The 26,462-nt window shown below is 66.7% G+C and carries 20 protein-coding genes; 12 read left to right on the top strand and 8 right to left on the bottom strand.

The annotated features are described in order from the left end of the window. From WDC82_RS24365 to WDC82_RS24355, 3 genes are all read left to right on the top strand, one after another. Positions 1–1,554 carry a M81 family metallopeptidase gene (locus WDC82_RS24365; protein WP_340120046.1) on the top strand — a complete coding sequence of 518 codons (1,554 nt, stop codon included), beginning with the start codon at positions 1–3 and terminating at the stop codon, positions 1,552–1,554. A 2-nt stretch (positions 1,555–1,556) separates the two neighbouring features. Beyond that, entirely contained in the window at positions 1,557–2,516 is a 960-nt protein-coding gene (locus WDC82_RS24360) for a M14 family metallopeptidase (RefSeq protein WP_340120045.1), read from the top strand. Between the two features lie 88 nt (positions 2,517–2,604). After that, positions 2,605–3,210 (top strand): CDP-alcohol phosphatidyltransferase family protein, encoded by a 606-nt coding sequence (locus WDC82_RS24355; protein WP_340120044.1) that lies wholly within the window; start codon positions 2,605–2,607, stop codon positions 3,208–3,210. A gap of 7 nt (positions 3,211–3,217) precedes the next feature. On the opposite strand, the gene WDC82_RS24350 is transcribed toward WDC82_RS24355, so the two are convergent. Continuing rightward, a complete protein-coding gene (locus WDC82_RS24350) occupies positions 3,218–3,580 on the bottom strand; it encodes a hypothetical protein (RefSeq protein WP_340120043.1) in 363 nt (120 codons plus the stop codon). A 116-nt stretch (positions 3,581–3,696) separates the two neighbouring features. Next, a complete protein-coding gene (locus tag WDC82_RS24345; protein ID WP_340120042.1) occupies positions 3,697–5,997 on the bottom strand; it encodes an aconitate hydratase in 2,301 nt (766 codons plus the stop codon). Between the two features lie 109 nt (positions 5,998–6,106). On the opposite strand from WDC82_RS24345, the gene WDC82_RS24340 reads away from it, so the two are divergent. Continuing rightward, complete coding sequence (locus WDC82_RS24340; protein ID WP_340120041.1) at positions 6,107–7,024, top strand: LysR family transcriptional regulator; 918 nt, start codon at positions 6,107–6,109, stop codon at positions 7,022–7,024. Here the strand turns inward: WDC82_RS24340 and WDC82_RS24335 are convergent. After that, a complete protein-coding gene (locus WDC82_RS24335) occupies positions 7,021–8,205 on the bottom strand; it encodes an AAA family ATPase (RefSeq protein WP_340120039.1) in 1,185 nt (394 codons plus the stop codon). The genes WDC82_RS24340 and WDC82_RS24335 overlap by 4 nt on opposite strands. Before the next feature lie 178 nt (positions 8,206–8,383). Here WDC82_RS24335 and WDC82_RS24330 point away from each other — a divergent pair, with 178 nt between their 5' ends. Together WDC82_RS24330 and WDC82_RS24325 are read left to right on the top strand one after the other, a co-directional pair. After that, positions 8,384–9,748, top strand: a complete 1,365-nt coding sequence (locus tag WDC82_RS24330; RefSeq protein ID WP_340120038.1) for a pyridoxal-dependent decarboxylase — start codon at positions 8,384–8,386, stop codon at positions 9,746–9,748. Positions 9,749–9,919: 171 nt separating this feature from the next. After that, positions 9,920–11,212, top strand: a complete 1,293-nt coding sequence (locus WDC82_RS24325) for an IS1595 family transposase (RefSeq protein ID WP_340120037.1) — start codon at positions 9,920–9,922, stop codon at positions 11,210–11,212. 46 nt (positions 11,213–11,258) lie between these two features. Here the strand turns inward: WDC82_RS24325 and WDC82_RS24320 are convergent, their stop codons facing one another. The 4 genes from WDC82_RS24320 to gcl form a co-directional block, all read right to left on the bottom strand. Further along, positions 11,259–11,960, bottom strand: a complete 702-nt coding sequence (locus tag WDC82_RS24320; RefSeq protein ID WP_340120036.1) for a hypothetical protein — start codon at positions 11,958–11,960, stop codon at positions 11,259–11,261. 130 nt (positions 11,961–12,090) lie between these two features. Further along, on the bottom strand, positions 12,091–13,005 hold the full coding sequence (glxR, locus tag WDC82_RS24315; RefSeq protein WP_340120035.1) for a 2-hydroxy-3-oxopropionate reductase: 915 nt from the start codon (positions 13,003–13,005) through the stop codon (positions 12,091–12,093). A 42-nt stretch (positions 13,006–13,047) separates the two neighbouring features. Continuing rightward, the gene (gene otnI, locus WDC82_RS24310) at positions 13,048–13,845 is read right to left on the bottom strand and encodes a 2-oxo-tetronate isomerase (RefSeq protein WP_340120034.1); all 798 of its coding nucleotides are present in this window, start codon (positions 13,843–13,845) and stop codon (positions 13,048–13,050) included. Positions 13,846–13,962: 117 nt separating this feature from the next. Then, entirely contained in the window at positions 13,963–15,765 is a 1,803-nt protein-coding gene (gcl, locus tag WDC82_RS24305; protein WP_340120032.1) for a glyoxylate carboligase, read from the bottom strand. A 379-nt stretch (positions 15,766–16,144) separates the two neighbouring features. On the opposite strand from gcl, the gene bhcR reads away from it, so the two are divergent. The 6 genes from bhcR (at position 16,145) to WDC82_RS24275 (ending at position 25,503) form a co-directional block, all read left to right on the top strand. Then, a complete protein-coding gene (gene bhcR / locus WDC82_RS24300) occupies positions 16,145–17,014 on the top strand; it encodes an HTH-type transcriptional regulator BhcR (protein WP_340120030.1) in 870 nt (289 codons plus the stop codon). A gap of 335 nt (positions 17,015–17,349) precedes the next feature. Next, positions 17,350–20,706, top strand: a complete 3,357-nt coding sequence (locus tag WDC82_RS24295; RefSeq protein ID WP_340120029.1) for an AAA family ATPase — start codon at positions 17,350–17,352, stop codon at positions 20,704–20,706. Positions 20,707–20,713: 7 nt separating this feature from the next. After that, positions 20,714–22,003 (top strand): YcaO-like family protein, encoded by a 1,290-nt coding sequence (locus WDC82_RS24290; RefSeq protein ID WP_340120028.1) that lies wholly within the window; start codon positions 20,714–20,716, stop codon positions 22,001–22,003. Further along, entirely contained in the window at positions 22,000–23,400 is a 1,401-nt protein-coding gene (locus WDC82_RS24285; protein ID WP_340120027.1) for a TfuA-like protein, read from the top strand. The genes WDC82_RS24290 and WDC82_RS24285 overlap by 4 nt, the downstream gene beginning before the upstream one ends. Before the next feature lie 17 nt (positions 23,401–23,417). After that, the gene (locus tag WDC82_RS24280; RefSeq protein WP_340120025.1) at positions 23,418–24,827 is read left to right on the top strand and encodes a hypothetical protein; all 1,410 of its coding nucleotides are present in this window, start codon (positions 23,418–23,420) and stop codon (positions 24,825–24,827) included. Between the two features lie 121 nt (positions 24,828–24,948). Then, the gene (locus WDC82_RS24275; protein ID WP_340120024.1) at positions 24,949–25,503 is read left to right on the top strand and encodes a hypothetical protein; all 555 of its coding nucleotides are present in this window, start codon (positions 24,949–24,951) and stop codon (positions 25,501–25,503) included. A 61-nt stretch (positions 25,504–25,564) separates the two neighbouring features. Here WDC82_RS24275 and WDC82_RS24270 read toward each other — a convergent pair whose 3' ends face one another. After that, positions 25,565–26,461, bottom strand: coding sequence for a TIGR01459 family HAD-type hydrolase (locus WDC82_RS24270; RefSeq protein WP_340120023.1), 897 nt, complete (start codon positions 26,459–26,461; stop codon positions 25,565–25,567). Position 26,462: the final 1 nt, after the last annotated feature.

Raw genomic sequence — 26,462 nt, 5'->3', positions numbered from 1 at the left:
GTGAATTCCAAGGCATGGCGTGTCGCCGTCGGCGGCTTCGCGCTGGAGTCGGTATCCTTCCTGCCGGTGGAGACCGGGATCGCGGACTTCGAGCACGAGGCACGCCGCGGGCAACAGCTGATCGAGGACTTGGCCGGCACCGCCAGCGTCGGCGGCGGCTTCCTGCAGGTGCTGCAGGACGCGGGCGCGGAGATCGTGCCGCTGGTCTATACCGACTGCTCGGCGGCGGGGCACGCCAGCGACGAATCCTTCCAGCGCTATCGCGACGAGATCCTGGACGGCATCGCCGGCGCCGGGCCGCTGGACGGCGTGCTGCTGTTCCTGCACGGCGCCATGACGACGCCCAGCCGCACCGATCCGGAGGGCGACCTGCTGCAGGCCCTGCGCGAGCGCTGCGGCTTCGATGTACCGGTGATGGTCGGCTTCGATCTGCACGCCAACCTCTCACCGCGTACCGCCGAGCTCTGCGACGCGCTCTTCGGCTTTCATTTTTCGCCGCATGTCGACATGGCGGAGACCGGTGCGCGGGCGGCACGCTGTCTGCTGGCCAAGCTGAACGGCACCGCCGATCCCCAGGTCGCCCTGGTGAAGCCCCCGGTGACGCTGCCGTCGATCTTCACCGCCACGGCGCTGGCACCGCTGCAGGACATCGTCGCCGACTCGCTGGCGTTGCCCAAGAAGGTGCCCGGCATCCTCGACGCCTCGGTGTTCTGCGGCTTTGCCTATGCCGACACGCCGGACCTTGGCTTCTCGGTCGCGGTGGTGGCCGACGGCAGCCGCGAACTGGCGCAGCAGGAGGCCGAGCGTCTGGCCTGGCGGGTGTGGACGCTGCGCGAGGCGCTGCTGCACGAAGAACTGGTCGACGACCTCGACGCCGGCCTCGCCAAGGCGAAGCGGATCGCGCGGGCGAACGAGAGGCCGGTGGTGCTGCTGGAGCACGCCGACCGATTCAACGATTCCACCTGGGCGCTGCAGCGTCTGATCGAGGACGCCGACGGCCTTGCCGTGCACTGTCCTTATCTGTGGGACGCCGAGACGGCCGGGGCGGCGGTGCAGGCGGGTGCCGGCGCCAGGATCAAGGTCTCGCTTGGCGGCAAGTCGTCGGAGCGCGCCGGCGGGCCGGTCGAGGCGGAAGCCGAAGTGCTCTGGGCGGGGCACAAGGTCTTCACCGGGACCGGGCCCATGCGCCAGGGCCGCCGCATCGACCTCGGCCCGGCGGCGCTGCTGCGTTTGGGCACGGTGACGGTCAGCGTGATCTCGGTCTGCACCTCGGCCATCGACCTCGACGCGCTGGAGCAGTTCGGCATCGACGTCACCGCGCAGGACATCGTGCTGCTGCGCTCCAAGACTCATTTCCGCGCGGTCTACCAGCCGCTGGCCGCCGCCATCGTCATCGTCGACACGCCCGACTGGGGCACCGCCGACCTGGCGCAGCTGCCTTACCGCCACGTGCGGCCTGGGATCTTTCCGCTCGACCGCGAGGCGGCGTGGCCGGGCGGTGCAGGCAAACAACAGGAAGCCCGGCGACTGGCCGCAGGGCAGGGAGACGATTGAAGATGAACGACAACCACCCCATCGAGCTGAAAGCGCCGGACATTGCACCCTACAAGGCCGGCAACACCGGCTTCGATTACATCACCCGCTTCGACAGCGGCAAGCCGGGCCCGCACGTGATGATCACCGCCGTGGTGCACGGCAACGAGCTGTGCGGCGCCATTGCGCTCGACTGGCTGTTCAAGCACGACGTGAAACCGCTGCGCGGCGCACTCTCCCTCGGCTTCATGAACGTCGCGGCCTATCTCAGCTTCGATCCCGCCAATCCGACCGCTTCGCGCTTCATCGACGAGGATTTCAACAGGCTGTGGACGGCGGAGGTGCTGGACGATCCGGCGCGCCAGTCGGCCGAGCTGACCCGCGCGCGGGCGGTGCGGCCCTACATCGACACCGTGGATATGCTGCTCGACATCCACTCCATGCAGCGCAAGCAGCCGGCGATGATGATGGCCGGGCCGCTGGCCAAGGGACGCCAACTGGCCAAGGCCGTCGGCCTGCCGGAGATCGTGGTGACCGACGCCGGCCACGCCGCCGGCAAGCGCATGCGCGACTACGAGGGCTTCGCCGACCCGGCCAGTCCGAAGAACGCCCTGCTGATGGAGTGCGGCCAGCACTGGGAAGCGGCTTCCGGCCCGATCGCCATTCACACGGCGTTGCGCTTCCTGCTGGTGAACGAGATGGTCGATCCCGACTGGGCGGCGGCCGGGCTGGACGGGGTCGAACTGCCCGTGCAGCGCTTCGTCGAGGTGACCGGCCCGGTCACCATCGAAAGCGATGGTTTTCGCTTCATCCAGGAGTTCATGGGCCTGGAGGTCATCCCCAAGGCGGGCAGCATCATCGCCTACGACGGCGACAAACCGATCAAGACCCCTTACGACGACTGCGTGCTCATCATGCCCTCGCGCCGGCTCAACCCCGGCGCCTCGGCGGTACGGCTCGGCCGCTACGTGGATATGGGATAAGGGGATATGGGATAAGGGGATATGTCCTGACGCAAGCGTGATCCGGCAAGCTCTGGCGTCGCGCCTGCCGCCGGGGTAAGGGAAGGCCATGCTGGACGCCCGCCTGCGCAGGATCATCGACCCGCCGCTCGACAGTCTCGGGCGACGGCTCGCGCGTCTCGGCGTCAGCGCCAACAGCGTCACCTGGACCGGCTTCGGCATCGGCGTCGGCGCCTGGGCGCTGCTCGCCTTGGAGAGCTACCCCGCCGCCCTGGCGCTGATCCTGCTGAACCGCCTGGCCGACGGCCTGGACGGCGCGGTCGCCCGCCACGCGCGCCTGACCGATCTCGGCGGCTATCTCGATATCGTGCTCGACTTCCTGTTCTACTCGGGCGTGGTGTTCTTCTTCGCCGTCGGGCGGCCCGAGCAGGCATTGCCGGCGGCCTTCCTGATCTTCAGCTTCGTCGGCACCGGGGCCTCCTTCCTCGCCTTCGCCGCGGTGGCCGCCAAGCGCGGCATCACCACGGCGGCGCGCGGCGAGAAGTCGATCTACTACCTCGGCGGCCTCACCGAGGGGACGGAGACCATCGCGCTGTTTGTCGCGATCTGCCTGCTGCCCGACCTCTTCCCCTGGTTCGCCTGGATCTTCGGGGCGCTCTGCTGGCTCACTACGGCCGTGCGCATCTCCATGGCGATGGACACCTTCAAGCGCTGAGGGGCCTTCACTTCAGCGCCTGAACGAAGATCTTGTAGCGTTTCCCCCGATCGTCTGTGGCCTCCATATATCTCGCCTTCCAGGCCGGCCAGTGAAAGCGCAAGGCGGTCAACTTCGTCACATCGACGCTTTGAGCTTGCAGGAAGCGTTCCAGATCCTTGTGGAAGAAATCGATTGATTTCTTAATCCGGTTAGTCGCCAAAGGTGACGGCTCAAACGTCTTGGTCAGCCAATCGATCTCGATGTCGCGGCCTTGATTGTGAATGGCGTTGAGGTCATCGACGACGAATCCTTCGTCCACGTAATTCGTGAAGCTGACGAAGGAGTCGCCGAAGTTGTGAATCGCCGAATAGATGTTCTTATACTTCATTTTGTCGTGCTTGCTGATCGGCCAGCGCAGTAATCAGATCAACTATACGACAGTGGGACTGGTCGGCATAGGGGGCGTCGGGTGGAACACCCGATGCCCCCTATGCTCAAGTGCCTTCAAGCGCTGAGCGCATCCTTCTCCGTCATCGCCCGCATGACGTTGAGAGCAGAGCCGGCGCGGAACCAGGCGAGCTGTTCCTCCGTGTAGGAGTGGTTCAAAGCCAACTCCTCGACGGTGCCGTCGGCGTGGGCGAGGCGGCAGGCGACCGGCTTGCCCGGCGCCATCCCGGCGAGATCGAGGAGACTCATCCGGTCATCGGCGCGCACCCGTTCGTAGTCCGCCGCGTCGCAGAAGGTGAGGGCCAGCAGGCCCTGCTTCTTCAGGTTGGTTTCGTGGATGCGCGCGAAGCTGCGGGCGATGACCGCCGCGCCGCCCAGGAGGCGCGGCGAGAGGGCGGCGTGCTCGCGGCTGGAGCCCTCGCCGTAGTTGGCATCGCCGATCACCACCCACTTCAGGCCCGCCGCACGGTACTGCCGTGCAGTGGCGGAGAAGGACTCGTCGGTGGCTCCGCTCAGCAGGTTGAGGCCCGTGCCGCGCGCGCCGGTGAAGGCGTTCACCGCGCCAGAGAGCAGGTTGTCGCTGAAGCGGTCGAGGTGGCCGCGCAGCGCCAGCCAGGGTCCGGCGGGCGAGATCTGGTCGGTGGTGGTCTTGCCCTTGGCCTTCACCAGCACCGGCACATCGATGAAGTCCTGACCGTCCCAGGCCGGCCAAGGGGTGAGAGCCTGCAGGCGCTCGCTGTCGGGGGCGATGACGATCTCGACGCCGCGGCCGTCGGCGGGCGGCGCGACGTAGGCGCTGCGGTCGCTGACGAATCCTGCCGGCGGCACTTCCGGCGCCGGCTGCGGCGGTTCGAGTTTGAACGGCCTGCCGTCTGCGCCGGTCAGCGTGTCGCGGCGCGGGTCGAAGGAGAGCCGCCCGGCCAGCGCCAGGGCGGTCACGATTTCCGGGCTGGCGATGAAGTTCATGGTCGCCGGCTGGCCGTCGTTGCGGGCCGGGAAGTTTCGGTTGTAGGAGGTGACGATGGTGTTCGGCTGTGCGGTGGCGTTCTGGCTGCGGCGCCATTGGCCGATGCACGGGCCGCAGGCGTTGGCCAGCACGGTGCCGCCGATTGCGCTGAGCGTCTGCATCTGACCGTCGCGGGCGATGGTGGCGCGCACCCGCTCGGAGCCCGGGGTAACCAGGAAGGGTGCTGCGGCGGCGAGGCCGTGGGCCGCCGCCTGCGCGGCGACGTCCGCGGCGCGGCTCATGTCCTCGTAGGAGGAGTTGGTGCAGCTGCCGATGAGCGCCGTGGAGATGGCATCGACGAAGCCGTTGGCGGGATCGGCGACCTCGGCGGCCAGCGCCGAGAGCGACCTCGCCCGGTCCGGCGAGTGCGGCCCGACGATGTGCGGCTCCAGGGAGGAGAGGTCGAGTTCGACCACCTGATCGTAGTGAACGGCGGGATCCGCTTCGGCTTCGGCATCCGGCGTCAGCAGGTCGCGGGCGCCTGCGACGATCGGCACCAGGGAGCCGCGCCCGGTCGCCTTCAGATAGAGTCCCATGTGGTCGTCGTAGGGGAAGACCGAGGTGGTGGCACCCAGTTCGGCGCCCATGTTGCAGATGGTCGCTTTGCCGGTGGCGCTCAGGGTGCGCGCGCCGGGGCCGATGTACTCGATGATCGCGTTGGTGCCGCCGGCGACGCCGAGCCGGCCGGCGAGCCAGAGGATGACGTCCTTGGGTGCCGCCCAACCGTCGAGCTTTCCCGTCAGCACCACGGCGATGCGGCGCGGATAGAGCAGTTCCCACGGCAGGCCGGCGATGACCTCCACCGCATCGGCGCCGCCGACGCCCACCGCGCAGGCGCCGAGGCCGCCGCCGTTGGGCGTGTGCGAGTCGGTGCCGATGATCATGCAGCCGGGGAAGGCGTAGTTTTCCAGAATCACCTGGTGGATGATGCCGGCGCCCGGCTGCCAGAAGCCGCAGCCGTAGCGCGCGGCGGCGGAGCGCAGGAAGTCGTAGACCTCGCCGTTCTCATTGCGCGAGGCGGCGAGGTCGGAGGCGCCGTTCACCCGTGCCTGGATCAGATGGTCGCAGTGGATCGAGGTCGGCACGGCGACGCGGTCGAGGCCGGTCTGCATGAACTGCAGCATGCCGCTCTGGCCCAGCACATCCTGGAAGGCGACGCGGTCGGGGCGCAGCTTCAGCTGCGTTTTGCCGGGGCGGGCCTCCTGGCGCTGTGGGTCGTCGAGGTGGCCGAGCAGCAGCTTGTCGGCGAGGGTGAGCGGCCGGCCGATCCAGCGGCGCACGGCATTGAGGGTGGCGGCGCTGCGCCCCAGGCTGCGCGCCACCATGTCGGGAGTCGAGTCGATCTCCACCATCTGATCTCTCCAAAGTCTCTTGTTTCACGGCTTTGGGAGATTCCTACTGGCCTTGCGCCCACATATCCAATATATCGATAGCCCAATATCCATATGGAAAGCATATGATATGGACCTGCGGCATTTGCGCTATTTCGTCGCCGTCGCGGAGGAAGGGCACGTCACCCGCGCCGCCGAGCGCCTCGGCATCCAGCAGCCGCCCTTGAGCCAGCAGATCAAGGCACTGGAAACCGAGTTGGAGGTGCAGCTGTTCCGCCGCAAGCCGCGCGGCGTCGAGCTCACCGAGGCGGGCGAGAGCCTGCTGACCGACGCGAGGCGCATCCTCGGCGAGGTGGAAGGCGCGCTCGCCAAGGCGCAGCGCACGGCGCGCGGCGAGCAGGGGCGTATCGCCGTCGGCTTCACCGCCTCGGCGCCCTTTCATCCTTTCGTCACCCGGATCATCCGCGACTTCCGCGCCGCGCACCCGCTGGTCTCGCTCACCTTGGAGGAGAGCGGCACGGCGGAGCTGGTGGCGGATCTCAGGGCCGAGCGCATCGACGTCGCCTTCGTGCGCTCCGCGGTCACCGGGGTGGAGGGGATCACCTTCTACAATCTCTTCGACGAGCCGATGTTCGCGGCACTGCCGGCGAGCCACCCCCTGGCTCGCAAGCGTAAGCCGCTGGCGCTCGCCGAGTTGGCCGCCGAGGCCTTCGTGCTTTACCGCCGCGCCTCAGGGCCAGGCCTGCACGACGCCATCGTCGGCGCCTGCCAGGCGGCCGGTTTCACGCCGCGCACCGAGCAGGAGGCGCCGCGCATTACCGCCACGCTGAACCTGGTCGCGGCGGGCCTGGGCGTTACCCTGGTGCCGCAGTCGCTGGCGGTTCTGCAGCCCGAGGCCATCGTCTACCGTCCGCTGGTCGGCCGGCCGCGGCTGGTCGCGCCGCTGCGCCTCGCCTGCCGCAGCGTCGACCATGCGGCGGCGGCAAGGCGCTTCGTCGCGCTGGTGCGCCGCGAGGCCGGCGGCGCCCGGCGGAAGCGCGCGGTTTAGCGTTTCGGCCAGTTCCAGGCGGGCCCCTCGAAGCCCGGCGCCAGCGTCTCGCCGAGCTGCTTTTCCAGCACGAAGAGTGCGCTGTCCGGCTCGCCTTCCAGCGCGTCGACCAGGGCGCGCGCGTGGGTCACCACGATGACCTGGGAGCGCCGCGCCGCCGCGGCGATGAGGCGCGCGAGCGGCGGCAACAGGTCGGGATGCAGGCTGGTCTCCGGCTCGTTCAGCACCATGAGGGAAGGCGGGCGCGGCGTCAGCAGCGCCGCTGCCAGCAACAGGTAGCGCAGGGTGCCGTCGGAGAGTTCCGCCACGCGCAGCGGCCGCAGCAGGCCGTGCTGGCGCATGGTCACCTCGAAAAGGCCGCCGGCGCTTTCGATCTCGACGGTGCTGCCGGGAAAGGCATCCTCGATGGCGTCGTGCAGGGCGGCCGGGTCGCCGATCTCGCGGACGGTCTGCAGGGCGGCGGCAAGGTCGGCGCCGTCCGAGGCAAGTACCGGCGTGCGGGTGCCGACCTGAGGACGCCGCGCCGGCGCTTCCGGATCGCTGCGGAAATGGTCGTAGAAGCGCCAGCCGCGCATGCGCTCGCGCAGCGCCAGCAGCTCCGGCGCGCCGCGCGGATCGGCCGCGTGGGTCATCATGCTGTCGAAGGGGGCGAGGTCGGTGATGACGGTCGCGCGATTGCCCCGCTCATCCAGGATATGAACGCCGGCGCCGCCGCGCGAGGCGATGAGGTTGCTGCGCTTCAGCACCTCGCCGATCCACACGGCCTCGGCCTTGATGACCGGATCTTGGCTGAACATCGATGGGATCGCCATCTGGCCGTCGTGAAAGTGGCCGCTGCTGACCGGCAGGCCGAGGTCGATGGCGTAGCCGTAGTCTTCCGAGGCGAAGCCGAGCTTCAGGCTCACCCTCTCGCGCCGGACGGTGCCCTGCACCGGCGCCTCGCCGGCCTTCATGGCGCGGGAGAAACTCTCCGGGCCGGCCCAGAGCGTTGACTCGAGGCCGCCCTCGGCGGCGAGCGAGGGAATGATCCGGCCCTGCGCGGCCTCGCCCAGCAGGCGAAGCGCGCGGTAGAAGCTGGACTTGCCGCTGCCGTTCGCGCCCGTCACCACGTTTAGCCGCTCCAACGGCAGGACCAGGTCGCGCAGCGAGCGGTAGCCGGAGACGGCAAGGGTGAGGATCATCGGCAGGCGACTCCCGGGGGGCGGGCAACTGGGCTGTTTCCTGATAGCCGCCGCGCCTGCGCCTGCCAACCGTCCGAATTGAAAAGGCGTCTCCGGCAGACTAGCAATCGGCGGCAGCCTGCGTAATCTGTTCGGGACCCTTCGCCGCCGCCATCGCCGCTTCACCGCAGGATGCACCATGACCGACACGACCACCCGTGAACTCCTGGCCGAAGCCGCGGCGCGGGCGGCCGACTACCTGAGCGCCCTGCCGGAGCGCCCTGCGGGGCCCTTGCCGGGCGCCGTCGAGCGGCTCACCGAGGCCCTCGACGGGCCGCTGCCGGCCGGCCCCGGAAGCGCCGAGGCGATTCTCGACTTTCTCGACGAGCACGGCTCCCCCGCCACGGTGGCCAGCGCCGGCGGGCGCTACTTCGGCTTCGTCACCGGCGGCGCCCTGCCGGCCACGGTCGCGGCGCAGGTGCTCGCTGCCGCCTGGGACCAGAACGCCTTCAGCTTCGTCAGCTCGCCGGCCGCCGCAGCCTTCGAGGCAACGGCGCTGCGCTGGCTGAAGCAGGCGCTGGGCCTGCCGATGCAGGCGGAAGGCGCGCTCTGCACCGGCGCGACCATGGCCAACTTCACCTGCCTGGCGGCGGCGCGGAACAAAGTGCTCGCCGATGCCGGCTGGGACGCCGACCGCGACGGCCTGTTCGGCGCGCCACCGGTCACCGTGATCGTGGGCGAGGAGGCGCATGCCACGCTCTACAAGGTGCTGTCGCTGCTGGGCCTCGGGCGCGAGCGGGTGCTGCGCGTGCCGGCGGACGGCGAGGGACGGCTGCGGGCCGAGGGGTTGCCGGCCGTCAAGGGCCCGGCCATCCTCTGCCTCCAGGCCGGCAACGTGAACTCCGGCGCCTTCGACCCGGCGGCCGAGGCCATCGCCTGGGCGCGCGAGTCCAACACCTGGGTGCATGTCGACGGCGCCTTCGGCCTCTGGGCGCTGGCGTCCAAGGAGCAGGAAAGCCTGGCCGAGGGGTTCCGCGAGGCGGACTCCTGGGCGACCGACGCACACAAGTGGCTGAACGTGCCCTACGACTGCGGCCTTGCCCTGGTGCGCGATCCGGCGGCGCTCGCCCGCGCGATGTCGATCAGCGGCGCCTACCTGATGACCAGCGCGCATCGCGACGCCATGCATTACACGCCGGAGAGTTCGCGGCGTGCCCGCGCGGTCGAGGTCTGGGCCGCGCTGAAGGCGCTGGGGCGCGCCGGTCTTGCGGAGATGATCGAGCGCCACTGCCGCCAGGCGCGGCGCATGGCCGAAGGCCTTGCCGCGGGCGGTGCGGAGATCCTCAACGATGTCGTGCTCAATCAGGTTGTCGCCGCCTTCGGTGACGATGACAGGACAAGGCGTGTGCTCGCCGCGGTTCAGGACGCAGGCACCTGCTGGTGCGGCGGCACGACCTGGAAGGGGCGTGCGGCGATGCGCATCAGCGTCTCGTCCTGGGCGACCACGGACGACGACGTAGAGCGCTCGATCGCGGCGATCCTGGACGCTCACCGATCCTGCTGAATCCCGTCGCTCGATAAAGAAAACGGACCTATAACCCAAACAAAGCTGCGTTGATCTTTGGTCCGCTAACTCATTGATTCTATTTGGCCTGTTAACCCTGTTTCTTAAATCGACCGAAATCTCTCCATCACAAGATGTAGTGGGCTCCTCCTACCTGAGGACTTCTGCATCTTGCTGGACACGATCGACGACATTCAGGCGCCGAAGCGGTGGCGGCCGAAGCGACGGCTGTCCATCGACCAGCTCCGGGAGAAGTTCCCGGACGAAGACGCGTGCCGGCATTTTCTTGAAGGGGCGATCTGGCCAGAGGGTCGCTTCTGCCCCCATTGCGGAAGCCTTCACAGCTCCCCGATTCGTGGTCGGACAGCGCGTCCAGGCCTCTATCAGTGTGCCGAGCCGGAGTGCCGCCGGCAATTCACTGTGACGACAAAAACGCCTCTCCACTCAACCAAGCTGCCGTTGTGGAAATGGATCCAGGGCATCTATCTGATGCTCGAATCGAGCAAAGGCGTGTCCTCGGTCGTAATGGCATCCTGGCTCGGCATCTCTCAGAAGTCGGCCAGGAAGATCTGCCATGCGCTGCGCCTCCTGCTGTCACAACGGCATGAGTTCGGCCAACTGCTGACCTGCACTGTCGAATTGGACGAGAAGTACTTCGGCGGTGCTCCGCGGTTCAAAAAAAGCGTCACGCACAAACGAGGAAAGGGCACAGCGAAGCAGCTCATTGGCATCGCCGCTCAGAGGCTCGGCCCTGTACGGGCCGTACTACTGGAGAATGACTCCGAGGCAAACCTGAGGGGTTTCGCCGGCAGCGTCGTAAGCCCCGATGCCCGGATCATGTCGGATGCTGCCAGCGGCTACGCGAAGATCGGAAAGGACTTCTCGGACCATCGTTCTGTCGTCCACCACAAGAAGGAGTTCGCCCGGCGTGACGATGATCTCGATGACGTCGTTCACTCGAATACGGCCGAGGCCTTCGGCTCAGTGCTTGAGCGTGCGCTGATTGGTGTCTTCCACCTGGTGGGCAAACAGCACATCTACCGTTATATCGATGAGGCGATTTTTTTTCGATGGAACCAGCGGGATGCTGTTCTGGATGACGACGGACAGCTTCTCGGCTTCGACAAGCTGCCCTTCGAGGACCAGCTGAAAAAGATCGCTCGCCGGGCTCCGGGCAGTGAGCTGCGCTTCTCTGATGTAGGCGGCATCTGCTCCCCAGAGGAGCGTCGACAACAGACCCGACGGGGGCGATTCCGCTATCTGCCCGGCTGTGGCTGGGTCCAGCTCAAAGGCCGGCGCAAGAAAGGGGTTCGAACAGTCGAGCCGGTCACGCCGGATGACGCCACCAGGAAGGCTTTCTGGTCCCGCTACCCGGAACAGTGCGCGCCAAAGCTGAAGTATCGTACGATTGACGATTCTGTCTTGATGCCCGGTTCAATCATCGAGTCTTGGGAGGTGAAATAAGGTGGACATTCGCCGACATCGTTATGCTCTTAGCCTTCTAGTCGCCTCACAATGTCTCGAGAGAACGCCGCAAGGCACAAACAGCTTGCGCCTGATCCAAACTCCATGCGGCCAGTCCAGAAATCGGGGTTGGGGTGACAGCAATTTCTTCGTTCGGCACGAAGCAGCCTTCAAAGCGATGCGGCCAATCGTGCAATCGCCTCCGGTGAAACAGCGGTGCGACCTGGCCCTCCAGTCGGCCTTCAAAGATCTGCGACTGAGAATCGGGCCAGACCAGACACAGGAGCGTTTGGAAGAGTGCGCCCCTGTCATCGGGTCCACAGTATCCATTCCGATTCAGGGTGTCCTCTGCCTCAAAAATATCGGCCACAAGGTCCTCTTCCGATCCTGACCAAGGAACCGACCATCGCCATTGAGGCCCACCGCCGCCGTATCTCAACAATGGGTCGATCACAAAATAACGACCATAGACGATGGCCGGCAAACCCGTGTCGGCGGAAATGACCGCCCCCTTGGTTTTGAGAGCGAGGCACGCGTCGCGTTCGTACACCTGCGGTTCCGGCAAATTGAGGTCTGACAACGACAGAAACTCAACGCCAATCGTACTCACTTCTTGCCTCAAGTGAGCTAGGAACTGAAGGTCCTGGCTGACCAGTATCAGCTTTGAGAGTCCGCTCTGTTCAAGCTGGTTGTTGACGATATCCTCCGAAGGGGAAATACAAAAAAGCTGCCTCAGCTTACGCGGCACATGCTACTAGATCTAGTTGTTATCCGACTTAGGGCTGCTTTTTTTGGGTTATAGGTCCGAAAGAAAAAGCCCGCCGGCATGAGCCGGCGGGCTGTCAGTCGCAGGGATAGGACTTCTGCGCAGAAGCAGTTTACTCCGCGGCAGCGGAGGCGGCGGAGTCCTCGGCCACCGGGTGGTTGGCCATCAGCTCCAGGGCCTTCACCATGGCGGAATGGTCCCAGCCCGAGCCGCCGTTGGCGGCGCAGGCGTTGAAGAGTTCCTGGGCGGTCGCCGTGTTGGGCAGGCTGACGCCCAGCGCCTTGGCGCCCTGCAGGGCAAGGTTCAGATCCTTCTGGTGCAGCTCGATGCGGAAGCCGGGATCGAAGGTGCGCTTGATCATGCGCTCGCCGTGCACCTCGAGGATGCGCGAGGAGGCGAGGCCACCCATCAGCGCCTGGCGCACCTTGGCGGGATCGGCGCCGGCCTTGGAGGCGAAGACCAGCGCCTCGCCTACGGCCTCGATGGTCAGGGCGACGACGATCTGGTTGGCGACCTTGGTGGTCTGGCCGACGCCGTTCGGACCGACCAGGGTGATGTTCTTGCCCATCAGGGCGAAGACCGGCTTGGCCTTCTCGAAGGCGGCATCGGTGCCGCCGACCATGATGGTGAGCGAAGCGGCCTTGGCGCCGACCTCACCGCCGGAGACCGGAGCGTCCAGGTAGTCGCAGCCGAGGTCGTTGATCTTTTTCGCGAAGGTCTTGGTCTCGATGGGCGAGATCGAGCTCATGTCGATCACCAGCGTGCCCTTCTTCAGGCCCTCGGCGACGCCGTTCTCGCCGAACAGCACGGCCTCGACCTGCGGCGTGTCCGGCACCATGGTGATGACGATCTCGCTGGCCGCGGCGACGTCCTTTGGCGTCTTGACGACCTTCAGGCCCTTCTTGGTCAGCGCGTCCGGCGGCGCCTTACGGTGAGTGCAGCTGGTGACCTCGTGGCCGCCGTCCAGGAGGTGGCCGGCCATGGGCGCGCCCATGATGCCGAGGCCGATGAATCCGATCTTTGCCATGACTTTCCGTTCCTTTCACTGATCTTTCTGATGCGCGCGCTCTTATTCGGCGGCGGCGCTGGCGGTGAGGTAGGGGCGCAGCCAGCCGAGGCCGGCCGAGGTGCCCGCCTTGGGCTTGTACTCGCAGCCGATCCAGCCCTTGTAGCCCATGCGGTCGATGGCGTCGAAGAGGAAGCCGTAGTTGATCTCGCCGGTGCCCGGCTCGTGGCGGCCGGGATTGTCGGCCAGCTGCATGTGCGGGATCCTGGCGAGGTTCTTCTCGATGGTGCGGGCCAGGTCGCCTTCCATGATCTGCATGTGATAGATGTCGTACTGGAAGTAGAGGTTGTCCGAGCCGACGGTGTCGATCACCGCCAGGGCCTGCGCCGAGGTCGAGAGGTAGAAGCCCGGGATGTCGATGGTGTTGATCGCCTCGATCAGCAGCTTGATGCCGGCTTGCTTGGTCTTCGCCGCGGCGAAGCGCAAGTTCTCGATATAGGTCTCGTCCAGCTTGTCGGGATCGCCGCCTTGCGGCCGCACGCCGGCCATGGCATGCAGCTGGCTGCAGCCCAGCGCCTTCGCATAGTCGATCGCTTTGCCGACGCCGTCCTGGAATTCGCCGACGCGGTCGGGCAGGCAGGCGAGGCCGCGCTCGCCGGCGTCCCAGTCGCCGCCCGGCATGTTGTGCAGCACCTGTACGAGGCCGTTGGCCTTCAGCGCTTCGGCGAGGACTTCCTTCTCGAAGGCGTAGGGGAAGAGGTACTCGACGCCCCGGAAGCCGTCCTTCGCGGCCGCCGCGAAGCGGTCGAGAAAATCGTGCTCACCGTAGAGCATCGACAGATTGGCAGCGAACTTGGGCATTCTTGCGTTCCTCCTCACGATTTTTTCGACAGCTTACAGGCCCGGGGCGGGCCGGAGTCAATGATAGCCGGATGAAATCGCGCGCCGGTCTGGCGCGCAGGCCACTTGGCGCCGGTGCTATTCGGCCGGCTCGAGCGCCCGTTCCTTGCCCTTGGGCAGGCCGTCGGGGCCAAGCGTCGGGTCGAGACAGAGCGTTTCCTCGAACTCGTTCACCGCGTCGATCTCCATGCCCATGGAGATGTTGGTGACCCGCTCCAGGATGAATTCCACCACGACGGGAACCTGGTGCTCATCCATCAGCGCCTTGGCCCTGGCGAAGGCCTCCTTGAACTCGTTGGGGCTGGTCACGCGGATCGCCTTGCAGCCCAGACCCTCGGCAACCTTCACGTGGTCGACGCCGTACTGACCGAGATCCGGTGCGTTCACGTTCTCGAACGAGAGCTGGACGTTGTAGTCCATGTCGAAGCCGCGCTGCGCCTGGCGGATCAGGCCCAGATAGGCGTTGTTCACCACCACGTGGATATAGGGCAGCTTGAACTGGGCGCCGACGGCCAGCTCCTCGATCATGAACTGGAAGTCGTAGTCGCCGGAGATGGCGACGATCTCACCCTTCGGGCAGGCCTTGCGCACGCCGAGCGCCGCCGGCAGGGTCCAGCCCAGGGGACCGGCCTGGCCGCAGTTGATCCAGTTGCGCGGATTGTAGACGTGGAGGAACTGCGCGGCGGCGATCTGCGACAGGCCGATGGTAGTGATGTAGCGGGTGTCGCGTCCGAAGGCCTCGTTCATTTCCTCGTAGACGCGCTGCGGCTTCAGCGGCACGACGTCGAAGTGGCTCTTGCGCAGCATGTTCTGTTTGCGGTGATCGCATTCGCGCGCCCAGGCCTTGCGGTCCTTCAGCTTGCCGGCGGCCTTCCATTCCTTCGCCACCTCGACGAAGAGGGCCAGTGCCGCCTTGGCGTCTGAGACGATGCCGTAGTCGGGCGCGAAGACGCGGCCGATCTGCGTCGGCTCGATGTCGACGTGAATGAACTTGCGGCCCCTGGTGTAGACATCGATGGAGCCGGTGTGACGGTTGGCCCAGCGGTTGCCGATGCCGAGCACGAAGTCGGAGCGCAGGAAGCTGGCGTTGCCGTAGCGGTGGCTGGTCTGCAGCCCGACCATGCCGGCCATCAGGGGGTGGTCGTCGGGGAGGACACCCCAGCCCATCAGCGTCGGGATGACCGGAATGCCGGTCAGCTCAGCGAATTCGACCAGCAGGTCAGCGGCGTCGGCATTGATGATGCCGCCGCCGGCGACGATCACCGGCCGCTCCCCCGCGTTCAGCATCGTCATCGCCTTTTCGACCTGCCTGCGGCTGGCGGCCGGCTTGTAGACCGGCAAGGGCTCGTAGGTCTCGTCGTCGAACTCGATCTCGGCCAGCTGCACGTCGAGCGGCAGGTCGATGAGGACGGGCCCCGGCCGGCCGGAGCGCATCAGGTGGAAAGCCTGCTGCAGCACCCGCGGCACCAGCGCCGGTTCCATCACCGTCACCGCCCACTTGGTCACCGGCTTGGCGATCTCCTGGATGTTGACCGCCTGGAAGTCCTCTTTGTTCAGCTTGGCGCGCGGCGCCTGGCCGGTGATGCAGAGGATCGGGATGGAGTCGGCCTGGGCGGAGTAGAGCCCGGTGATCATGTCGGTGCCCGCCGGCCCTGAGGTGCCGATGCACACCCCGATGTTGCCCGGCTCCGCCCGGGTATAGCCCTCGGCCATGTGGGAGGCGGCCTCGACATGGCGCGCCAGCACGTGGTCGATCGACTGGCGCTTCTTCATGGCGGCATAGAGCGGGTTGATCGCTGCGCCGGGGACGCCGAAGGCGACGCTCACGCCCTCCTTCTCCATGACGCGAACGGCGGCTTCTGCTGCGGTCATCAGGGTCATTTTCGTTCCTCCGCCTCAATTCTGCTGCCGCGGGGCTTGGCGTGCCGCGGATGCCAGCAGACTGGGTGTCGTTCTTGTTCCGGCCCAGAGGATGCCATCGGGCATGTCATGAGTCAAATATAATGGAATAGTGTTCCGTATGATGGAATACATGAGAACGGGTGCCGGAAAAGAGCGGAAAAATAAGAGATTTATCCGGTCTAAAAATGGAAACGTTGGCCAAAACCATCTAATATCGGGGCAGCGAAGCGGCTGCTGACAGGGTGAGGCTTTGCCCTCTATGCTGCGGCGGCCCGACGCAAACGACGCAGGGACCGGGATTCACAGGCCCGGGAGTGCAAAAGCCCGGACAGGGGACAGGGGAGGGGAGATTCGCCGCATGGCCAAGACCGCCACGAAGACGCGGGACGCCAGCCGGGCGGCCGCGCGCAAGAGTGCGGCCCCGGCGGGCAAGGGGGTCGGGCAGGTGCAGTCGCTCGATCGCGCACTGTCGATCCTGGAACGCCTGGCCGAGGCCGATGGCATGACGCTGACCGACCTGGCGCAATCGGTCGGCCTGGCGCCCTCCACCACCCACCGGCTGTTGACCACCCTGCTGCAGCGCCGCTTCGCCGCCTTCGACGAGGAGTACGGCGTCTGGGTGATCGGCGTCGGCGCCTTCAACGTCGGCAACGCCTTCCTGCGCAACCGCCGTATCGTAACCCTGGGCCGGCCGGTGATGCGGCGGCTGATGGAAGACGTCGGCGAGACCGTGAATCTGGCCGTCGAGGACCAGAACGAGCTGGTCTATGTGACGCAGTTCGAGAGCCATGCGCCGATGCGCGCCTTCTTCCGTCCCGGTCGGCGGGCGCCGATGCATGCCTCGGCGGTCGGCAAGGCGATGCTGGCGGAGATGGACGAGGCGACGGTGGCCGACCTGCTGCATCGCAAGGGCATGCCGCGCTTCACCGACAAGACCCTGATCGATCCGGCGGCCCTGCGGGCCGAGTTGGCGCGGGTGCGCGAGCGCGGCTGGGCGGTCGATGACGAGGAGCACACGGTGGGCATGCGCTGCGTCGCGGCGACGATCCACAACGAACACGCAGAAGTGATCGCCGGCGTTTCGCTGTCCGGCCCCTCGGTGCGGGTCACCGAGACCCGCCTGGGCGAGCTCGGGGCGCGGGTCGTCAAGGCGGCCAATGAAATTACCGAGCAAATCGGCGGGGTTGTCCCGTACAACCGGCGCCGGGAGGGGGCCGTGCGCGGCTAGCCATCGCCGGTTGAGAGACCATCGCGCAGCGTTGGTGGTAGTCCCACGGCGCGCCGAAAACATCCTAAAAGTGTAGTAGAACGCACATCAGCGGCATTTCCCCGTCAGTAGGATGGCTACACAAGGGGAGACGCGATTTTGGGACGGCGCTACACTATTAACTCTACTTTTTCGCAACCGAGGGGGCGGGTGCGTCGGCGATGCCGCAAGATACCAGGAAGACAGATCCGTTGTCGCCAACGGGCCGTGACGCCGGTGGGAGCGGGGAGCCTCGGGATACCGCCCCGCAGCCCGAGACGCCGGCTGATTCCGGCGGACGGACGGGGGACGGCGGCATGACGGCCGTGCGGCGCTGGCTCATGGCCATCGGCCTGGGTGGCCTTTCCGACCTGTTCGAGAAGAACGACATCGCCCTCGACATCGTCGGCGAGCTGACGGAAGACGATCTCACCGGCCTGGGCCTTTCGCTCGGCCAGCGGCGGCGCCTGCTGCGGGCCGCCCAGTCCCTGGCCACGGCCGGCTCCGCGCCGGCGGTGGCCCTGACCGCCCGGAACGCGGGCGAGCCGGTGCGTGCCGAGCGCCGGCATTTGACAGTGATGTTCTGCGACATCGTCGGCTCCACGGTGCTCTCCGAGCGCCTGGAGGCCGAGGACCTGCTGGATGTCGTGCGGCACTATCAGAATTTCTGCGCCGGCATCATCGGCAATCACGAAGGCTATATCGCCCGCTTCGTCGGTGACGGCATCCTGGCGTACTTCGGCTATCCCATGGCGCACGAGGACGCGCCCTCCCACGCCCTGCAGGCCGCCCTGGCGATCACCGCGGGGATCGGCGAACTGGCGCTGCCGCAGGACATCAAGCTGGCGGTGCGCATCGGCATCGCCTCCGGTGTCGTCATCGTCGGCGACCTGATCGGCGCCGGTGCCGCGGTGGAGCAGCCGGCGATAGGCATCGCGCCCAACCTGGCCGCCCGCGTGCAGGGCCTCGCCGGACCGAACGAGATCGTGGTGGCCGACGTTACGTACCGGCTGACTCAGGACAGTTTCGATTTCGAGGATCTCGGGCGCCGCGATTTCCACGGCATTTCCGAGCCGGTGCGCATCTGGCACCTGCTGGGCGAACGCAACGGCGGCGGCCAGTCGGTGTCCTACGGCCGCTGGGAACAGTCAACCTTCGCCGACCGCAGCGACCAGCTGGATCTCGCGCGCCAGCACTGGCAGCAAGTCCTGCAGGGCAACGGCCGCGTCCTGACGATCTCCGGCGAACCCGGCATCGGCAAGTCGCGCTTCGTGCACCAGTTCCTGCGCGAGGTCGGCGACGATGCGACGGTGCAGTTCTACCAGGGCACACCTTATAACCAGGACAGCCCACTGCATCCGATGATCCAGCGGTTCCGCGCCATCGCCAACATCGACCACGGCGACAGTCCCGGGACCATTCGGCACAAACTGGACCAGGTGATCCTCGGCGATGACGCGGATCGCCAGAACCGGCTGGAGATTTTCGCTGCCCTGCTGTCGCCTGTCTCGATCGACCGCCCGCAGTCGCAACTCGCCGCCAAGCAGACTCGCGAGCGCACCCTGGAAACCATGGTCGATCTCTTCGTGCGGCGCAGCCGTGAGCGGCCCATTGTGATCGTCGTCGACGACTACCAATGGCTCGATCCGACGTCGATCGAGCTCTTCGAGCGTCTTGTCCGGTCCATCGAACGCGAGCGCATCTATCTCATCTCGACCTCGCGCGAAGCGATCGCGGCCAGTTGGATCGGGCGGGGCTACGTGACCCGTCTGGAGCTTGGCCGCCTGCCGGCGACGGATACCGCAGCCCTGATTGCCAGCCTCGCGCAGGGAACGTCCCTGACCAAGGCGGTGGTTCGCGAGATCACCGAGAAGACCGACGGCATTCCGCTGTTCGTCGAAGAGCTGACGAAGACGGTCATCGAGCTGGATTTCGAGCGGGCGTCGTCCCAGGGCAGGCGCCCGGTGCGCAGCGCCGGCGCGCGTGTGCCGATCTCGCTGCACGACTCGCTGATGGAGCGCCTCGACCGTGTCGGCCAGGCGAAATCGGTGGCCAAAGTCGGCTCGGTGCTCGGCCGGTCGTTCTCGCGCGAGTTGGTTTCCCAGGTCGGCGATTTCGATCCGGCCTATCTGGATGCCGCACTCGCCACGCTCTCGGACGCCGGCCTGATCTATCGCGAGATCGACCAGCGCGGCAAGGAGAGCTTCGTCTTCAAGCATGCCCTGGTGCAGGACGCGGCCTACGACTCGCTCCTGCGCGAGGAGCGCCAGCACCTCCACGCGGCGACGGCGCGCGGCCTGCGCAGCCTGTTCCCGCGCATCGAGGAAGACCGCCCCGACCTGTTGGCGAACCACCTTTCCTCGGCGGGTGCCTTCGAGGAGGCGGCGCGTCTCTGGCTGAAGGCCGGTCGCATCAGCCTCGCCCAGTCGGCCATCGTTGAAGCCGTCCACCATCTGCGCCGCGGCCTGGAAGCGCTTGAGCAGCTGTCCGGACGGAAGGACATGCAGGAGCTACGTCTCCAGATTCTGATCCGGCTCGGCCCTGCGCTCATTTTTCTCCACGGCCCCGGCTCCAAGGAAGTCGAGGAGATCTACGCCAGGGGCTACGAGTTGTGCCGCAAGCTGCCGGAATCGCAGGATCACTTCCCGGTCTATTGGGGATGGTGGCGGCTGTCACGCGACTTCAACGAGATGAACCACCGGGCCGACGAACTGCTGGGCCGTGCCCAGACCCGGCGGGACGAAGGCCTTATGTTGCAGGCACACCACTGCCAGTGGGCCTCGCACTTCAACCGGGGTGACTTCAAGGGTTGTCTCGAGCACATCGACTGCGGCCTGGCGCTCTACGACAAGAGCGATTACCGCGCGCACGCGACGCTCTACGGCAATCACGACGCGAAGGTCTGCGGCCACGGCGAACGCGCGCTGGTCTACTGGCTGCTGGGGCGGCCCGTCGAGGCGATGGAGTCCGAGCGAAGGGGCCAAGAGTGGATGGGGACCCTGGGCCATGGCGGCAGCTGGCTGCATCACCAGGACATCGCCATCATGCACCGCCTCTACCGCCGCGATGCGGCGGAGGTGCTGCGGATCGCCGACGAGATGATCGCCTTTGCCGACGAGCACGGTTTCAGCGACCACCGCGCCAAGGCGCTGATCTTCTCGGGTTGGGCGCATGCGCGCCTCGGCGATCCGTCGCGCGGGTTGACCGAGCTGCGCGAGGGCCTGGAACGCCAGAAGGTCATCGGCACTCAGGAAGATTTCCCAGTCTACTATGACATGTTCGCTGAGGTGCTGGCGCTCAACGGACGCATCGACGAAGCCCTGGAGGAAGCAACCGATACCCAGGCGCGTTTCGAAGCCACCGGCCTCGGCATCTGGCTGCCGGAGCTGCGCCGGCGGGTCGGCTATCTGTTGCAGCTGCGCATGCCGGGCGATCCGGAGCCAGCGCTGGCCGCCTTCCGCGGTGCGTTGGATCTGGCGAAGGCGCAAGGGGCAATCATGCTGGAGCTGCGCGCGGCGACCAGCCTTGCTGGATTGTTGCGCAGCCAGGGTCTCGCCGACGATGCCTACAATATTCTGGCATCCTATCTGCACGGGCAGGAGGGCCTGACCGGTACCGCGGAATACGTCGCGGCGCAGTCTCTGATGACCGCGGCGCACCGCCGCGGGGCGTAAGGCTGCCATGGATGCCGCCAAGCCGAAAGCCGTGACGCCGCTGTCCGATACCGCCCTCCCAGCCGGGGCCGGCGAGGCGAAGGTCTATCGCGGCGGGACGCACCGCAGCCGGCGACCTGAAGAAACGCTGCGCGCCTTCCTGCCGCATGCCGAGCGCATGGGCATCACGCGGCTTGCCAACGTCACTGGCCTCGACACCATCGGCATCCCCGTCTACATGGCCAGCCGCCCGCTGTCGCGCTCCATCGCCGTTTCGCAGGGCAAGGGGCTGACGCCGGCGGAGGCAAAGATCTCTGCCTTCATGGAAGCGGCGGAGACCTGGCACGGAGAGACCATCACCCTGCCGCTGAAGATGGCATCCTTCGACGAGTTGAGCCGCGACCACCGCGTCATCGACATTGAAGGCCTGCCGCGCTCGCGCCTGGGCACTTTCGATCGGCGCCAGCAGATTCTGTGGATCGAAGGAGCCGCCCTCGCCGACGGCGAGACCTTCTGGGTGCCGCTGGAGCTGGTGTCGACGAACTACACCCTGCCACAGCCGCAGGGCAGTTTCGCGTTTCCGGCAAACACCAACGGTCTCGCGTCCGGCAACTCCTTCACCGAGGCGGCGCTGCACGCGCTCTGCGAGCTGATCGAGCGCGACGCCCTTAGTCTCTGGCGCCTCGGCGGCGAAAAGGCGCGCGCCGCCACCAAGCTGGATCCGGCAAGCGTCGATTCGTCCGCCTGCCGCGGTCTGCTGGCGCACTATGCCGAGGCGGGCCTCGACGTCGGCCTGTGGGACGTCACTTCCAATCTCGGCGTGCCGGTCTTCTGCTGCGCCGTCGCCGCGCGTAGCGACGTGGCGGTAGAGGCTGAGCTGGGTGCCGGCTGCCACCCAGACCGCGAGGTGGCGCTGCTGCGCGCCCTCACCGAGGCGGCGCAGTCGCGTACCACCCGCATCGCGGGCTCACGCGACGACTACGTGCCGCAGTCTTATGACGGTGCGGCGAAGCTGGCGCGCAACCGCACTGCGCGTCTGTGGCTTTCCGATCCGCCGCGGCTCAGCTTTGCGGAGACGCCCAGCATTGGCGGCGCCACCATCGACGGTGACCTGGCGCGCGTGCTGGCACATCTGCGCGGCAGGGGCATCACCCAGGTTATGGCAGTCGATCTCACCAAGGCCGACATCGGTTTGCCGGTGGTGCGCGTGGTCGCCGCGGGGCTGGAAGGCGCCTACCAGGGGGCCGGCAGCGACTATCGCCCCGGACCGCGCGCCCGGGCCTGCGGCCTTGGTACCGATCTGGAGGCCGCGTCATGACCGTTGCCGTGTTCCTCGGACCCAGCCTGCCGCTGGCGGAGGCGGAGTCCTTGCTCGCTGCCGACTACCACCCGCCGGTACGCCAGGGCGACATCTACCGGCTCGTGATGCAGCGCCGACCCTCGGCGATTGCTGTGGTCGACGGCTACTTTCAGGAAGTGCCCTCGGTGTGGCACAAGGAGATCCTCTGGGCACTGGACCAGGGCATCCCTGTCTATGGCTCTGCCAGCATGGGCGCGCTGCGCGCCGCCGAACTGGCGGCCTACGGCATGGTCGGCCACGGCAAGATCTACGAAGCGTACCGCAGCGGCCACTACGCGCCCTACGACGGCGAGATATTCGAGGACGACGACGAGGTGGCGGTGATCCACGGCCCGGCGGAGCTTGCCTTCCCCGCCCTGTCCGATGCCATGGTTGATATCCGCGAGACCTGCGCGGCGGCGGCGCAAGCGGGCGTGATCGACGCGGCCCTGCGCGATGCGCTGGTCGCCGCCTTTAAGCGGCGCTACTACCACCACCGCAGCTTCGAGGCACTGTCCGAGGTGTTGGACGCAATCGGCGCCGAACCGAGGCAAGCCGCATTGCTGAAGTCCTGGCTGCCGGAAGGGCGGGTGTTTCAGAAAAAGGACGATGCGCGCAGCCTGCTGGCGCGACTTGCCTCCGGGGAAGTGCGGCAAGAAGGGGAGAGGCAGTCCTTCGTCTTCGAACGCACCACGCTATGGGCGCAGTTCGTCGAGGAAGCGGCTGATGGGGCGGCGGCGGTCAGCAATGCAGAGCGCGACGTGCTGGAGGAACTGCGTCTCGATCCCGATCTCTATCTGTCCCTGCGAGAGGCGGCACTGCTGTGTCTGCAACTGGCCGCGCCGGCGCCGGTTCTTGTGGATGAGGAGGGCCGCCGTGCCGCGCTCGACCGCCTGCGTCACCGTCACGGCCTGATGTCGCGCGCCGCGTTGGATGACTGGGCGGAGTCCTGCGATCTCGACCGCGCCGGGCTTGACCGCCTGCTCGCGTTCGAGGCGGCGGCAGAAACCGCGGCGGCAGAAGCCGGTCCGGCACTCGACGTCGCGCTGCTCGACGTTCTGCGGCGCGAGGGACGCTACGCGGCGCTGGCGGCGCGCGCCCGCGACAAGGCGCAGCGATTGAGTGGACATAAAACAGAGGCCGCTGCCCATTCTGCGCTATCGTCAGGGGCCCTGTTGGACTGGTACTTTGAGAACTGCCTCGGGCGCGGTGTGCCGAGAGACGTAGCGGGCTACGCTGCGGGACTCGGATACGATGGCGTGCAGGGACTGCTGTCTGCGCTTTCGAGGGAACGGGCCTATCGCGTCGTCTCCGCGGCAACGCCGGGGGATGAGCCCGCCGGAGCGGTGCCGAGTGATTGTGGGGGAGTCGGGTGAGCCTGGTCTGGGGGGACATGGATGCGATCGACGGGGTTGCCGGCGGCACGCGCTTTCGTCTCTATGCGCAGATGCCGGAACTGGAAGGCTTCTCGCGGCCCGAGACCGTGCGCGTGTCGCCGCGTCCCGGAGACATCGGGCCGGGCCCCTTTGACGGCGCCATGCGGGTCGTCGATCCCATCGACAAGCCGGCACCCTACGAGTTTCCTTACATGCCGCCGTATCGCGGGCCGGTGTTCCCGCCGGCGATGCCTGGGCGCGACGGTCATTTTGACCACATCCCCACTGGCAGCCGGCAGTTCATCTCTGCACATATGTACGGATCGGTACGCTTCACGCTCGATATCTGGGAGCGCTATCTCGGCAAGACGGTGGCTTGGTACGACCCTAGAGACGGATTCGTTGTCGAACTGGTGCCGGAGGTCGACTGGGACAACGCCCATGCCGGCATCGGCTTCATCGAGACCGGCGGACGCGTGAACGCGCAAGGGCGCTATCAGAGCTTTGCGCTGAACTTCGATGTGCTGGCGCACGAAGTGGGGCATACGCTCTTGTTCTCCGAGATGGGGATTCCCAGCTTCGATAGCCTGACGGCGCAGTTCCTCGCCTTCCACGAGTCGATGTCCGACATGGTGGCGCTGATCTCCTCGCTGCATTTCGAATCGATGCTCGACGACCTGATCGACCAGACCGGCGGCAACCTCTACGTCCTGAACTGGCTGAACCGTGTCGGCGAACTGTCGCGTAACGAGCAGATCCGCGTCGCCTGCAACGAGACCAGTATGCGCGAGTTGGATTCGCTGATCCTGTCGGCTGACGGCGAGTGGATCGACCCGAAGGGCGAGGGGCGCAACGGTCATCACCTGGCGCAGCCGCTGACCGGCGCGGTATTCGACAACTTCGTGGAAATTTACCAGGACGGGCTGGCGCGTCGCGGCCTGATTCCGCCGGAGCTCGACCCGCGCGGCTGGGACCGTGCCGGTGTGGAAAGGAGCCTCGCCCGGTTCCAGAAGGTGCACCAGAATGCCGTCGGCCGTGATCGAGACGCTTTTGTTGCGGCCCTGATCGAGGCGCGCGATATCACCGGCACGGCTCTGGCGCTGTCCTGGCAGCGGTTGCAACCGGAGAACTTCAGCTATGCCGGCTTTGCGGAAACCTTTTTGAATGTGATGGCTGAGCTTGACCAAGCGTCCAATCTTTCGGCCTTCGCCGAGAACTTTCTCGAGCGCGACATCGCGCTAAGTCCGGCGCCGGCGCATTCGGACGACATGCCGCCGCTGCGCTCGGCACCCTATCTCGTGCGCTGGAAGTGGCTGCGGCGGCGTGGTTTGCAAGAACGGGCTGTATCGGCGGCGGCTTCGGGTGATCCCGATGCCTACGCTCGTGTGTACGGCATGCTGAATCACAGTTTTCGTCTGCAAATGTGAGGTAGCTCACTTGTTAGTTGATCCGGCGGTGCTATGATCCGCCCGCTGGATTAGTCGGTGCAATTTTGTATCGGAACGGGATGACTCTGCGGCATACCCGTTTCGAACCATGGAGGGGACGATGAGCATTTTTGATGAGACACCCCTGTCTTCATCACAGGTGGGACTGTTCGGCCGGCTGTTCACCGGGTTGTCGATCGATGCGAAGTGGCTGTCATCTCTGACCGGCAATGCGGCTCAGCGGCTGGAGCCGCGCAAGGACTGCAAGCTGGCCCGCATCTACGGCTTCACCTATGAAGCCAGCTACTACAAGCTCGACGCGCCCTACATATTCCTGGTGCACGGCGACGGCGAGGAGATCGACGTCAACGATCCGGCAATGGGTGACGTCGGCGTCGAACTTCTGGGCGAGAAGTTCCTGAAAGAAGTGCGGGTGTGGTCCTACGACAAGGTCGATTTCTCCATTCGCCTGGAGATCTCCAGCGGTTGGATCGACGACATCCTGCTGAACGCAGCGATCGGCAGCGCCAGCAACATGACCGCACGTGCTGACATGGCCAGCCGGGCCGACATGGCCGGTCGCGCCGATATGTCGTCGCGCGCAGACCTCTCGGCTCGGGCCGACCTTTCGGCGCGCGCCGATCTTGCCATGCGCAGCCGCTTCAAGAGCCGCTGACGCCGACTCCTTGCTACGAAGAAAAGCGCGGCTGCCGGGGGCAGTCGCGCCTTTCACCTTTCTACCAGGCCAGGTGCCGCAGCACGAAGTCCGGCCGGGCGTGATGCTGCCGCTCCAACGCGGCGAGGCGGCTTTCGAACGCTTCGCCGTCTGCCGGGTCGCCCAGTTCCTCCTTGTGGATGCCCTCGATCACCAGCGCCGAGGCGATACCGCTGCGCTGCGCGCCGGCGATGTCGTGCGACAGGGAATCGCCTACCGCGAGCACGCGACCGGCTGAAACCGGTGCGATTTTCTGCAGCACATGGCGGTAGATCAGCGGATGCGGCTTGCCGATATGGACCACCTTGCCGCCGGCGGCCGCGTAGTCGGCGGCGAGCGCGCCCGGCGCGTGGATGAGGCCGTTGGGGCTGACGCCCCGCACGTCGGGATTGGCGCAGACCAGGGTGAGGTGGCGCTGTCTTGCGACCGCGAGGACGGCGTCGAAGGCGTCGCGCGGCGGCGGCTCCTGTCCGAAGCTCGCCACCATGAGGAAGTCGGCGTCCTCCACCGAAGCGGCCTCGGCGACGGCAAGGCCCGCCAGGATGGCGCGCTCGGACTCGCCCCCCATCAAACGGCCGAGCGGCAGGCAGCGCAGCGGTGCCGGCGCCGTCGAGACCGTGCGCAGCTCATAGGGCGACGCCGCCAGGTAGGCGCGCGCGACCTCGCCGGAGGTGACGAAGTCCTCGTAGAGATCCTCGGGGATGCCGAGGCGCGCCAGGCGCTCGCGGTTCGGCTGTTGCAGGGTGCCGGAGTTGGAGAGAATAACGACCCGCTTGCCGGCCTCCTTCAGCGCCTCAAGGCAGGGCAGGACGCCGGGATAGACCGATGTGCCGTCGTGCAGCACGCCGAACTGGTCCAGCAGGAAAGCCTCGTAGCGCGGTGCCAGCGCCGCCAGGCCGTCGATGAGGCGCTCCGTCATC

This window comes from Pelagibius sp. 7325 (genome assembly GCF_037652055.1).
Classification (GTDB): Bacteria; Pseudomonadota; Alphaproteobacteria; order Kiloniellales; family Kiloniellaceae; genus Pelagibius.
The sequence above is the reverse complement of the archived record's forward strand: the minus strand, read 5'-3'. Positions and strand labels throughout refer to the sequence as shown.

What these genes read in the sequence shown, in the direction of transcription:
- WDC82_RS24360 (WP_340120045.1), top strand. Translation starts at nt 1,557, where the DNA reads ATGAACGACAACCACCCCATCGAGCTGAAAGCGCCGGACATTGCACCC.
- WDC82_RS24355 (WP_340120044.1), top strand. Translation starts at nt 2,605, where the DNA reads ATGCTGGACGCCCGCCTGCGCAGGATCATCGACCCGCCGCTCGACAGT.
- WDC82_RS24350 (WP_340120043.1), bottom strand. Translation starts at nt 3,580, where the DNA reads ATGAAGTATAAGAACATCTATTCGGCGATTCACAACTTCGGCGACTCC.
- WDC82_RS24345 (WP_340120042.1), bottom strand. Translation starts at nt 5,997, where the DNA reads ATGGTGGAGATCGACTCGACTCCCGACATGGTGGCGCGCAGCCTGGGG.
- WDC82_RS24340 (WP_340120041.1), top strand. Translation starts at nt 6,107, where the DNA reads ATGGACCTGCGGCATTTGCGCTATTTCGTCGCCGTCGCGGAGGAAGGG.
- WDC82_RS24335 (WP_340120039.1), bottom strand. Translation starts at nt 8,205, where the DNA reads ATGATCCTCACCCTTGCCGTCTCCGGCTACCGCTCGCTGCGCGACCTG.
- WDC82_RS24330 (WP_340120038.1), top strand. Translation starts at nt 8,384, where the DNA reads ATGACCGACACGACCACCCGTGAACTCCTGGCCGAAGCCGCGGCGCGG.
- glxR (WP_340120035.1), bottom strand. Translation starts at nt 13,005, where the DNA reads ATGGCAAAGATCGGATTCATCGGCCTCGGCATCATGGGCGCGCCCATG.
- otnI (WP_340120034.1), bottom strand. Translation starts at nt 13,845, where the DNA reads ATGCCCAAGTTCGCTGCCAATCTGTCGATGCTCTACGGTGAGCACGAT.
- gcl (WP_340120032.1), bottom strand. Translation starts at nt 15,765, where the DNA reads ATGACCCTGATGACCGCAGCAGAAGCCGCCGTTCGCGTCATGGAGAAG.
- bhcR (WP_340120030.1), top strand. Translation starts at nt 16,145, where the DNA reads ATGGCCAAGACCGCCACGAAGACGCGGGACGCCAGCCGGGCGGCCGCG.
- WDC82_RS24295 (WP_340120029.1), top strand. Translation starts at nt 17,350, where the DNA reads ATGACGGCCGTGCGGCGCTGGCTCATGGCCATCGGCCTGGGTGGCCTT.
- WDC82_RS24290 (WP_340120028.1), top strand. Translation starts at nt 20,714, where the DNA reads ATGGATGCCGCCAAGCCGAAAGCCGTGACGCCGCTGTCCGATACCGCC.
- WDC82_RS24285 (WP_340120027.1), top strand. Translation starts at nt 22,000, where the DNA reads ATGACCGTTGCCGTGTTCCTCGGACCCAGCCTGCCGCTGGCGGAGGCG.
- WDC82_RS24280 (WP_340120025.1), top strand. Translation starts at nt 23,418, where the DNA reads ATGGATGCGATCGACGGGGTTGCCGGCGGCACGCGCTTTCGTCTCTAT.
- WDC82_RS24275 (WP_340120024.1), top strand. Translation starts at nt 24,949, where the DNA reads ATGAGCATTTTTGATGAGACACCCCTGTCTTCATCACAGGTGGGACTG.
- WDC82_RS24270 (WP_340120023.1), bottom strand. Translation starts at nt 26,461, where the DNA reads ATGACGGAGCGCCTCATCGACGGCCTGGCGGCGCTGGCACCGCGCTAC.